The sequence below is a fragment of the Acinetobacter sp. CY17 genome (genome assembly GCF_059515825.1).
Genome location: NZ_JCAKMX010000007.1, coordinates 144,605 through 155,394, shown reverse-complemented (window position 1 = coordinate 155,394; position 10,790 = coordinate 144,605). Strand labels below are relative to the sequence as shown.

The following is a 10,790-nucleotide window of genomic DNA, read 5'->3' as shown; positions in this document are numbered from 1 at the left end:
TATAGCTAAAAACTTAAGATGAGCTACAATAGAAAAAACTCTAATCTTTAAGATCATGCCAAAAACATATTCTGTCGATCTACGCGAAAAAGCCATGCAGTTTTATAAAGAGTCAAAGCATAAATCGAAGACGTGCGAAATATTTAATATTGCCAGAACCACGCTCGATGATTGGATCCTGATCGAACAGCAGACCGGTCAGCTCAAACAACCTAAATCTCCAAATGTAGGACGCCCCTCAAAGATTCTGGACCTGCAAGCCTTTGAAGCATTTGTAAAAACAACCCCATTTACCCAAGCCAAAGATCTTATTCCCTTGTTTGAACAGCAATTCGGTTATAGCGTTGGCTATCATGTCATTTTAAAAGCCCTGAATAAGATGGGTTGGACGCGTAAAAAAAGAGTTTTCTTTACAAACAAGCCTGCAAGTTAAGCCGTGCTGTATTTGAGTGGTGTTTGCCTCAGTGGAAGCAGCAATATGGTGAAGATCACATTCTTTATATCGATGAATCAGGCATCAACACCCATGAAACCGCACAATATGGTTGGTCTCCAAGAGGTCAGCGCTGTCATGCTTTAAAGTCAGGTGGACATGGCACGAGAATCAGTATGATCAGTGCCGTCAGATCGAATACACCATTCAATTTTATTCAACCTTTAGTATTTCAAGGCTCGTGTGATCGGAATGTTTTTGTCTGTTGGTTGGAATATTTGTTGAAGGATTTAAAACAAAAGGATGAGCAGACTCAAAAATATTTGCTGATCTTAGACAATGCATCGATTCATAAAGGTCCCGTAATTGATGACTTGGCAGCACGATATCAAACAAGAATTGTTTATCTGCCTGCATATAGTCCTGATCTAAATCCTATTGAGAAAGCATGGTCTGTCTTAAAAAGTAAAGTCAGACATATGGTTGCTCAGAATAATAAAACACTTCCGGAAGCTTTGGATATTGCGTTTAGGATGATGTAGCTTATGTTTTATATTTAGCTATATCTCATGAAATTTATATGGAGGTGATTTTTACTTTCGCAAGAGGTCTAATAAATGACTATACTGGATCAGGTTTTTAATTATCCTAATTTTGAAAATAACTATCACATTTTTGTCTCTTCTGCTTTTTCACTTTAACCCCTAAAGTCATAACAAGTGCAGCGAAGTGCTGCTGATAACAACGAGGAACTTCTCATGGCTAAACCTTATGTGCGTTTAGATAAAGATAATGCGGTTGTACTTTTGGTTGACCATCAAACAGGTCTATTGTCTTTAGTACGTGATATTGACCCTGATAAATTTAAAAATAACGTATTGGCACTGGCAGCAGCAGCTCAATACTTTAATTTACCGACCATTTTAACCACCAGCTTCGAACAAGGTCCAAATGGTCCCTTAGTTCCAGAACTCAAAGAAATGTTCCCAGATGCACCGTTTATTGCCCGTCCTGGTCAAATTAACGCATGGGATAACCAAGATTTTGTCGATGCAGTCAAAGCGACAGGCAAAAAACAAATTATTATTGCCGGTGTAGTTACCGAAGTATGTGTGGCTTTCCCAACGCTTTCAGCCTTAGCTGAAGACTATGATGTATTTGTAGTCACTGATGCTTCAGGTACTTTTAATCATTTAACCCGTGATTCAGCATGGAACCGTATGAGCCAAGCAGGCGCGCAATTGATTACTTGGTTTGGTTTAGCGTGTGAGCTACATCGTGATTGGCGTAATGATGTGGAAGGCTTAGGTAACTTGTTATCACAACATATTCCTGACTACCGTAACCTCATCCACGGTTATGAATTTAATAAAAAATAAGTTAAATTCTCTCTCTAAGGCTCAAATGTGTTTTAGCATTTGAGCCTTTCTTATGATGATGAGGTAATGTGCAACATGCAGACCTTAGACGACTATTATTATTTTTATTTGGTGGTCAAGCATGGTGGCTTTAGTGCCGCAAGCGAAGCCAGTTTAATTACCAAATCCAAGCTTAGCCGACGCATTTTGGCTTTAGAAGAACGCCATCAAATTAGTTTAATTCAACGTTCGACTCGACATTTTAAAGTAACTCCTTTAGGTCAAGAGTTTTATGAAGAATGCGCGAAAATCGTGGCGCAAATGCAATATGCCGATGATGTGTTACTCAAACAACGTAGCGAACCTGAAGGGCTGATTAAAATCAGCTGCCCAAATATGATGATGCAATTTCAGATTCGTCATCTACTCAATGCTTTTTTAAAACAGTATCCAAAAGTACAAGTTGAATTAGAACTTACGAGTCGCCGTGTTGATCTTATTCATGATGATATTGATTTGGCAATTCGAACTAATTTTCATGCCACTGAAAACTCTAATTTAATTGTGCGCGATGTGATTAAAACCCAGCATTGCTTGGTAGCCAGTCCCAATTTATTACAAGGCCACAGCATTCAAAATTTTGCCGATTTGCAGCATTTTCCAAGTATTGTCCTAGGTACCCAACAACAGCACTATAGCTGGTATATGCAACATATTAACGGTCAAGAAAGCTTTGTGGTTCCGCTTGAGCCTAGAATTAAAAGTAATGATTTAGCTGGTGTTTACTACGCCACACTCGATGCTTTAGGCATTGCAGATTTACCTTATTTGACAGTTGAGCAAGATATTATAGCCGGCCGCTTAGTTCACCTCCTCCCCGAATGGTGTTCTAATTTAGGTACCGTACAATTGGTCTATGCCTCACGTAAAGGCCAACGCTTAAGTATGCGTTTACTGATTGAATTTTTAATTGATGGTTTACGCCATCTCAAGCAGGCGCCGGGCTATCAGGCATAAAAAAACCCAAAGCACGAGGCTTTGGGTTTTGGCTTTTTATTTCTACACTCAATAAGAACTTAGATTTTACCGACTAAGTCAATTGAAGGTGCAAGAGTTGCTTCGCCTTCTTTCCATTTTGCTGGGCAAACTTCGCCTGGGTGCGCATGTACATATTGCGCCGCTTTTACTTTACGAAGCAGTTCTTGCGCATCACGACCAATCCCACCTGCATTGATTTCAACGATTTGGATTTTACCTTCTGGATCGATAACGAAAGTACCACGGTCAGCAAGACCAGCAGATTCAATTAATACTTCGAAGTTTTTAGATAAAGTCCAAGTTGGATCGCCGATTAATGGGTATTGGATTTTACCAATCACATCAGAGGTATCGTGCCAAGCCTTGTGAGTGAAATGTGTATCAGTTGATACACCGTAAATTTCCACGCCTAACTTTTGGAACTCTGCATAATTGTCTGCAAGGTCGCCAAGCTCAGTTGGACATACAAACGTAAAATCAGCTGGATAGAAGAACACAACTGACCATTTACCTTTCATGTCTGCTTCAGACACTTCGATGAATTGACCGTTTTGGTAAGCTGTCGCGTTAAACGGTTTAACTTCAGTATTGATCAAGCTCATGAGATGTTCCTTTGGTTGAATTTCGGAGATTGCTTATCTGTGAAGCTAGAATACGTCGAATTCAAAAATAGGTAAAACAGTTTGTTTTTATAAAATTGATCGAATTATTAGATTATAAGTTTGTAAAAAAGCTCATCCAAAGATGAGCTTTTTAAAAAGACTGCCCTTAGAACGGTAAGTCATCATCCATATCCGCTGGTGGCTGTGCAGCCGGCGCTTTAGGTGCAGCTTGTGGCGCAAAAGCACCTGGATTATTGTTACCATAACCTGCTTGGTTGTTATTAAAACCACCTTGGTTATTATTGTTATAGCCGCCTTGATTGGCATTGCTATAACCACCTTGGTTGTTGTTATAACCGCCTGGGTTGCCTTGATTGTTGTTAAAACGTGGCTGAGCAAAACCGCCTTCTTGTGCGCCATCACTTTGACCGCGTGAATCTAACATTTGCATTTGGTCGCCACGGATTTCTGTGCTGTAACGCTCTTGACCATTTTGATCTGTCCACTTACGTGTACGTAATGAACCTTCGATGTACACTTTAGAGCCTTTACGTAGATATTGCTGCGCAATTTCACCTAAACGGTTATTGAGCACAATACGGTGCCATTCGGTTTGTTCTTTACGTTCACCGCTGGCTTTATCTACCCAAGCTTCGCTGGTTGCAATCGAAAATTGAGTAATGGAACCACCATTTGGAAACTGTTTAGTTTCCGGATCTTTACCCAACGTACCCACTAAAATAACTTTATTTACACCACGCATGAGTTCTATACCTAAACACTATTTTTTGCTTGTTTTACTTTATAAGACTTCAGCCTAAATGGCTATATCTTTCCCTAACAAGTGCGTTAATTGTTGTCGCGCTGCCTCATCAAGCAGTTGTTTTTCAACCTTAACATAGGCCACGTTTTGCTCTGGCATGATTAACACTTCTTCAATACCACGAATGGCCAATAATTCTGCCGTCCAATCTTGAGTATTATGCTGCTCAGGCAAACGAAATACCATAGAGGATAAATAACGCGGTTGTTTTAAACCAAAGCTGATCAGCAACCACAGTATAGCAATAGCACTTAAAATGCTCCAACCTAAGGCCGTGTTATTAAGTAACAACAGCTGGCCACCCAATAAACCACCAAAAAATGCACCCAAGAATTGGCTCGAGGCATTCACCCCCATCGCTGTTGCTTTAGACTGAATCGGTGCAGATTTAGATAACCAAGATGGCAATAAAGCTTCCATCACATTAAAAGCAATAAAGAATAAAGCTAAGCCCAACAGCAAGATATATTTTGATTCAAAACCAAAAATCAGTACCAATAACCCTAAAATAATGCCGCCAATGGCAGTTAAAAAAATCCCGCGCATTTTGCGATATTTCTCTGCCAAAATAATGCTTGGAAAGGCAAAAAACAGGCTTAAAACCAACAGTGGCAAGTAGACTAATCCGTGACTCGACAGCGGTAAATCAGCCATGCTAATTAACTGCGATGGCATATAAATAAACATGGCTGTCAGCAGTAAATGTAAGCTAAACACTGAAACATGCAAACGATTTAGATCACCCATTTTTAGCACTTGCTGTAATTGTGCCAGATAACCTTGTTGGAAATTTTTATGATGACGGATCACTTTAGGCACTAAGGCTAGCATTACAATTGCGGCTAAGCCCATGATGGTGGTGACCCAAAACAAACCTGAAATGCCAACCAAACTGGTCAGCCACGGCCCCAAGCTAAATGCCACCACAAAAGATAAGCCAATACTCATCCCCATCATGGCCATGGCTTTAGAGCGCTGCTCTTCACGGGTGACATCAGCAAGTAATGCCATCACCACCGCAGAGACTGCCCCACCACCGGCAATGGCACGACCAATAATCACCCCATAAATACTCTCTGACATGGCTGCGACCGCACCACCCAAGGCAAACATGAGTAACCCCAATACCACCAGAGGCTTACGACTATAACGATCCGCAATCAGGCTAAACGGTATTTGTAATAAGGCTTGAGTCAGGCCATAGACCCCAACTGCTAAACCAATCAGCATCGGTGTGGCATGTGCATATTGCTGCCCTGCCACTGAAAACACCGGAATAATCATGAATAAGCCCAACATGCGTAAAGCAAAAATACTGCTTAAAGCAAAAGTTGCGCGTCGTTCTAAGGCATTCATCATAGGGTTTGGGATTTTATGTCAAGGTCAGCGATATGCTACATCATTCAGCATCAAGCTGCTATTTCAGGCATAAAAAAGGCGCATTGAAATGCGCCATAGTGAATATCGGTTTTAGGAATTAAGCTTTTCTTGCTGTTTACGATATTGAATGGAGGCAATCACCGCCCAAACAATAAATGCCACACCAATCAAACCTGTTACCACTTCAGGGACATGCAAACCTGTGCCGCTGGCAATCATAATAAATGCCAATGCACCAATGGCATAATGTGCGCCATGTTCTAGGTAGATATATGCATCTAAAGTACCTTTATCCACCAAATAAATCGTCATAGAACGCACAAACATGGCACCAATAGCAAGACCGAGCATAATGATGACAACATCAGAAGTAATCGCAAAAGCACCAATCACTCCGTCAAAACTAAATGAGGCATCTAATACTTCTAAGTACAGGAAACCACCTAAACCGGCTTTAACTACCCCTGTTGAGGCGCCATTTGAGTCATGGCCAATCGCATTACCATTTTCGTCAATTTCAGGTTCACCACCCAATAAATGACTCAGCACTTGTACGCCAATATAGACCACAATGCCCCAAATCCCTGCCATCACCACCGCTAAACGGGTTTCTTCGGCAATATTCGCCGCCATCACCAATAAGGCAATTAAAGCCACAAATACCGACATTGCAGGCACGCTCGCCAAATGTGCCAAACGACGCTCTAAAAATCGGAACCAATGGGTATCTTTTTCTTCATCTAAGAAGAAATTTAAAAATACTAGTAATAAGAAAGAACCACCAAAGGCAGCAATTTCAGCATGATGGGCCATTAGTTTTTCTGAATAGCTCTTTGGATCATTGAGGGCTAAATTGACCACTTCCATCGCGCCCATGTCAGCCGTGACCGCCACAATCACCACAGGGAAAATCAGACGCATACCAAACACGGCAATTACAATGCCCACAGTCAGGAATAGCATTTTCCAAAAATGATCCCAACCACGTAATACCGAGGCATTGACCACGGCGTTATCAAAGGATAGTGACACTTCCATTACGGCTAAAATGGCCGTTACGGTGAGTGCTGTTAGCATTGTTTTTACGCCAGCTTCTGGCCCATGGGTATAGCCCCAGTAGGCAGATAAGGCAAGACACACGACCGTAAACATGATCGAGAAACCAAAATGTTTCCACATAACGATTTGACCTTAAAATTAGAGATTTGCAATAAAATGGTGACCAACAACAGGTGGTCAGGATTTTATAATTTGGCGCTATTGTACTCCTAAAGGCCAAAATACCGACTGCTTTTATTGCTCAAAGCACGGCATTTTTTGCCCTATGGCGCTGTTGTTTTAATTGTTATAGTCGAGGCGTTTTTTCATATGAGAATAGAAAATGCTTTTTTCAGCCCAACTTTGGCAACAACATGCCGACATTTATCAAAAAATTTTAGCGCATCCATTTAATCAACATTTAAGCCAAGGCAACTTAAGCAAAACTGCTTTTCAACATTATATTATTCAAGACGCACATTATTTAGTGGCCTACGGCCGTGCATTGGCAGTGTGTGCCGCTAAAGCCTTTGATACGCAAGATGTGATTCAATTTGCCGAAGCCGCCAAACTGGCAATTGTGTTTGAACGTGAAATGCACAATAGCTTTTTAGGTCAATTTCAAATCAGCCAAGCTGAATTTGAAAACACGCCCTTGTCTTTAGCTTGTCATCATTACACCAGCTTTTTAACCGCGACAGCATGGTCAGAAAGTTATCCTGTAGTGTTAGCATCACTGTTGCCGTGTTTTTGGATTTATGCCGAAGTCGGCCGCGATATTGTGGCGCAATCGGTACCCAATAATCCGTATCAAGCTTGGATTGATACCTATGCTGGCGAAGAATTCCATAGTGCAGTACGCGAAGTGGTGGCCACCATTGACCGTGTTGCGGCACGTTGTGATGCTGACACCTTAGCTAAAATGCATGCAGCGTATCGCCGCGGTGCAGAATTAGAATGGCTATTTTGGGACAGTGCTTACCATGAGCGCACTTGGCCGCTATAAGACGACTAACATTAAAATCACTTCAATCAAGCATACCCAGCCTGATGATCTATCCTCAGGCTTTTTGATTGACCCAATAAGTGCCTTTAGGTCATGGTGCTTTTGCTCTGATCTCAGGCATCACGCCAAGCATTTTGCCCACAAACAAAACGATCCGACATAATTTGACGTACAAATGTAGTCAAAGTCCACTTGAACATTTTTCATGCGCTATCATATAAAGCTCTTAAGATTAATGTTTAGGATCATTGCATGAGCCAAAGTCACATCCGTATTCGAGGTGCACGTACCCATAATTTAAAAAATGTGAACCTTGATATTCCACGCGATAAGTTTGTGGTGATTACGGGGCTTTCGGGTTCAGGTAAATCATCCCTTGCTTTTGATACCTTATATGCCGAAGGTCAACGTCGCTATGTAGAATCACTGTCTGCTTATGCGCGCCAATTTTTATCGCAAATGGAAAAACCTGAAGTCGACTCGATTGAAGGTTTAAGTCCAGCGATTGCCATTGAGCAGAAGTCGACCAGTCATAACCCGCGTTCAACCGTAGGAACAATCACAGAAATTTACGACTATCTGCGTTTGCTATATGCCCGTGTTGGTACGCCATACTGCCCTGAACATGATTTGCCGATGGTGGCGCAAACTGTGTCAGAAATGGTCGATGTGGTCAAAGGTTTAGAGGAAGGCACTGCCTTAATGCTACTTGCGCCTGTAGTACGTGAACGTAAAGGTGAATATTCAAATTTATTTGAGCAGTTACAAGGTCAGGGTTTTGTGCGTGCCCGTGTCGATGGTGAAATTGTCGATTTAGATCCAATCCCTGAATTAGACAAAAAGAAAAAACACAGCATTGAAGTGGTGGTGGATCGTTTTAAAGTGCGTGACGACTTAGGCAACCGTATTGCGGAAAGTTTTGAAACCGCACTACGTTTAGGTGGCGATATTGCGATTTTATCGTGGATGAAAGGCGAACATCCAGATCGTGTGTTTTCAGCGAAACACTCTTGCCCTGAATGTGACCGTGCAGTTGCAGAACTTGAGCCACGTTTATTCTCATTTAACAATCCCTTTGGTGCCTGCCCTGTTTGTGATGGCTTAGGAACACGTAATCATTTTAGCGCAGATAAACTGATTCATAATCCAGAACTGTCGATTAGCCAAGGTACGATTCGTGGTTGGGATCGTCAACGTCCGTATTATTACAGCATGCTGCAAAAAGTCGCGGATCATTATGGTTTTTCTATGGAAACGCCATGGAATGAATTGGATAAAGACACGCAAAAGAAATTCTTATACGGCACAGGTCGCGACAAAATTGACTTAAGTTATATTGATGAACGTGGTCGTCGTCATAATCGGATCATGCCCTTTGAAGGAATTTTGCCGCATTTAGAGCGCCGTTACCGCGAAACTGAAAGCAATTATGTGCGTGACGATTTATCCCAGTATTTATCCAATGCTGCTTGTGATGCCTGTGATGGTTCACGTTTAAATGAAATTTCGCGGCATGTCAAAATTTTGGACAAGACCATTGCCCAAATTACCAAAATGTCGATTGGTGATGCTGAGCAATATTATCAAGGCTTAGAGCTGCAAGGCGCTAAAGGTGAAATTGCCGACAAAATCTTTAAAGAGATTCGAGACCGTCTGCATTTCTTAGTTTCAGTCGGTTTAAATTATTTAAGTCTATCGCGTTCTGCCGAAACCTTATCGGGCGGTGAAGCACAGCGGATTCGTTTGGCTTCGCAAATTGGCGCAGGATTAATGGGTGTTATGTACGTGTTGGATGAACCATCAATTGGTTTACATCAACGTGATAACGACCGTTTATTAGAAACCTTGGTACGTTTACGAGATTTGGGTAATACGGTACTTGTGGTAGAGCATGATGAAGATGCCATTCGCGCTGCCGATCATATTATTGATATTGGCCCGGGTGCAGGTGTGCATGGCGGTCATGTGATTGCTGAAGGGACCTATGATGAAATTTTGGCAAATCCTGATTCATTAACGGGTCAGTATCTATCAGGCAAACTGAAGATTGAAGTGCCTAAAACACGTATTCACCCCCCTAAGCCTGATGAGCAGATTAAGCTCATGGGTGCGGCAGGTCATAACCTAAAAAATGTCGATCTCACCATTCCCCTTGGCATCATGACCTGTGTCACAGGTGTTTCAGGTTCAGGTAAATCAACTTTAATTAATCGGACTTTATTGCCTTTAGCAGCCACGCAATTAAACGGTGCCACCACCTTAACCGCTGAGAAATTCGATTCGATTGACGGTTTGCAGTTCTTAGATAAAGTGGTTGATATTGACCAAAGCCCAATTGGCCGTACCCCACGTTCCAATCCTGCAACTTACACAGGTTTGTTTACCCCAATTCGTGAATTGTTTGCACAAACGCAAGAAGCCAAAGCGCGTGGTTATACCGCAGGGCGTTTCTCATTTAACGTCAAAGGCGGTCGCTGTGAAGCCTGTGAAGGTGACGGCATGATTAAAGTGGCAATGCATTTCTTACCGGATATGTATGTGCCGTGTGATGCTTGTCATGCCAAACGCTATAACCGCGAAACCTTGGAAGTGGGCTACAAAGGCAAAAACATTGCCGATGTCTTAGAAATGACCGTAGAAGATGCAATGCATTTCTTTGATGCGATTCCGGTGATTCATCGTCGTTTAGAAACCTTACATCAAGTCGGTTTGGGTTATATCCGTTTGGGTCAATCGGCAACCACCTTATCAGGTGGTGAAGCACAGCGTGTAAAACTTGCGCGTGAATTAGCTAAGCGTGATACAGGTAAAACTTTGTATGTGTTAGATGAGCCAACCACAGGTTTGCATTTCCATGATATTGCCAAGTTGCTAGATATTTTGCATCAACTGCGTAACAAGGGTAATACCATTGTGGTGATTGAGCATAATTTGGATGTGATTAAAACTGCAGATTGGATTGTAGACTTAGGTCCTGAGGGTGGTTCAGGTGGCGGTATGATTATTGCTAAAGGGACACCTGAAGAGATTGTAAATGTTGAGCTTTCACATACTGGTCGTTTCTTAAAACCGATGTTAAAGTGATTTAGAAAGGGCTCGTAAGAGCCCGTCT

General features: G+C 41.9%; 10 protein-coding genes. 6 read left to right on the top strand and 4 right to left on the bottom strand.

Annotation, left to right across the window (positions count from 1 at the left end):
* Positions 1-55 precede the first annotated feature (55 nt).
* The 4 genes from AC5YCI_RS07325 (at position 56) to AC5YCI_RS07310 (ending at position 2,808) form a co-directional block, all read left to right on the top strand.
* A complete protein-coding gene (locus tag AC5YCI_RS07325; RefSeq protein WP_496130285.1) occupies positions 56-433 on the top strand; it encodes an IS630 transposase-related protein in 378 nt (125 codons plus the stop codon).
* Between the two features lie 23 nt (positions 434-456).
* Positions 457-975: an IS630 family transposase gene (locus tag AC5YCI_RS07320; RefSeq protein ID WP_496130284.1), complete on the top strand. Its 519-nt coding sequence runs from the start codon at positions 457-459 to the stop codon at positions 973-975.
* 216 nt (positions 976-1,191) lie between these two features.
* Positions 1,192-1,812 carry an isochorismate family cysteine hydrolase YcaC gene (gene ycaC / locus AC5YCI_RS07315; RefSeq protein ID WP_496130283.1) on the top strand — a complete coding sequence of 207 codons (621 nt, stop codon included), beginning with the start codon at positions 1,192-1,194 and terminating at the stop codon, positions 1,810-1,812.
* A gap of 75 nt (positions 1,813-1,887) precedes the next feature.
* Positions 1,888-2,808: a LysR substrate-binding domain-containing protein gene (locus AC5YCI_RS07310; protein WP_496130282.1), complete on the top strand. Its 921-nt coding sequence runs from the start codon at positions 1,888-1,890 to the stop codon at positions 2,806-2,808.
* Positions 2,809-2,867: 59 nt separating this feature from the next.
* Here AC5YCI_RS07310 and ahpC read toward each other — a convergent pair whose 3' ends face one another.
* The 4 genes from ahpC to AC5YCI_RS07290 all read right to left on the bottom strand — a co-directional run bounded on the left by ahpC (position 2,868) and on the right by AC5YCI_RS07290 (position 6,813).
* Positions 2,868-3,431: an alkyl hydroperoxide reductase subunit C gene (gene ahpC, locus AC5YCI_RS07305; RefSeq protein WP_496130281.1), complete on the bottom strand. Its 564-nt coding sequence runs from the start codon at positions 3,429-3,431 to the stop codon at positions 2,868-2,870.
* A gap of 166 nt (positions 3,432-3,597) precedes the next feature.
* Positions 3,598-4,194: a single-stranded DNA-binding protein gene (ssb, locus tag AC5YCI_RS07300; protein ID WP_496130280.1), complete on the bottom strand. Its 597-nt coding sequence runs from the start codon at positions 4,192-4,194 to the stop codon at positions 3,598-3,600.
* A gap of 54 nt (positions 4,195-4,248) precedes the next feature.
* Positions 4,249-5,613 (bottom strand): MFS transporter, encoded by a 1,365-nt coding sequence (locus AC5YCI_RS07295; RefSeq protein ID WP_496130279.1) that lies wholly within the window; start codon positions 5,611-5,613, stop codon positions 4,249-4,251.
* Between the two features lie 111 nt (positions 5,614-5,724).
* Positions 5,725-6,813, bottom strand: coding sequence for a DUF475 domain-containing protein (locus AC5YCI_RS07290; protein WP_496130278.1), 1,089 nt, complete (start codon positions 6,811-6,813; stop codon positions 5,725-5,727).
* 202 nt (positions 6,814-7,015) lie between these two features.
* On the opposite strand from AC5YCI_RS07290, the gene tenA reads away from it, so the two are divergent.
* Both tenA and uvrA read left to right on the top strand, forming a co-directional pair.
* Positions 7,016-7,678: a thiaminase II gene (gene tenA, locus AC5YCI_RS07285; protein ID WP_496130277.1), complete on the top strand. Its 663-nt coding sequence runs from the start codon at positions 7,016-7,018 to the stop codon at positions 7,676-7,678.
* 252 nt (positions 7,679-7,930) lie between these two features.
* A complete protein-coding gene (gene uvrA / locus AC5YCI_RS07280) occupies positions 7,931-10,762 on the top strand; it encodes an excinuclease ABC subunit UvrA (protein WP_496130276.1) in 2,832 nt (943 codons plus the stop codon).
* The last annotated feature ends 28 nt before the right edge of the window (positions 10,763-10,790 follow it).

Bases quoted from the DNA above. Each gene is read 5' to 3' on its own strand.
- ycaC (WP_496130283.1), top strand. From the start codon at position 1,192: ATGGCTAAACCTTATGTGCGTTTAGATAAAGATAATGCGGTTGTACTT.
- AC5YCI_RS07310 (WP_496130282.1), top strand. From the start codon at position 1,888: ATGCAGACCTTAGACGACTATTATTATTTTTATTTGGTGGTCAAGCAT.
- tenA (WP_496130277.1), top strand. From the start codon at position 7,016: ATGCTTTTTTCAGCCCAACTTTGGCAACAACATGCCGACATTTATCAA.
- AC5YCI_RS07295 (WP_496130279.1), bottom strand. From the start codon at position 5,613: ATGATGAATGCCTTAGAACGACGCGCAACTTTTGCTTTAAGCAGTATT.
- ahpC (WP_496130281.1), bottom strand. From the start codon at position 3,431: ATGAGCTTGATCAATACTGAAGTTAAACCGTTTAACGCGACAGCTTAC.
- AC5YCI_RS07290 (WP_496130278.1), bottom strand. From the start codon at position 6,813: ATGTGGAAACATTTTGGTTTCTCGATCATGTTTACGGTCGTGTGTCTT.
- ssb (WP_496130280.1), bottom strand. From the start codon at position 4,194: ATGCGTGGTGTAAATAAAGTTATTTTAGTGGGTACGTTGGGTAAAGAT.
- uvrA (WP_496130276.1), top strand. From the start codon at position 7,931: ATGAGCCAAAGTCACATCCGTATTCGAGGTGCACGTACCCATAATTTA.
- AC5YCI_RS07325 (WP_496130285.1), top strand. From the start codon at position 56: ATGCCAAAAACATATTCTGTCGATCTACGCGAAAAAGCCATGCAGTTT.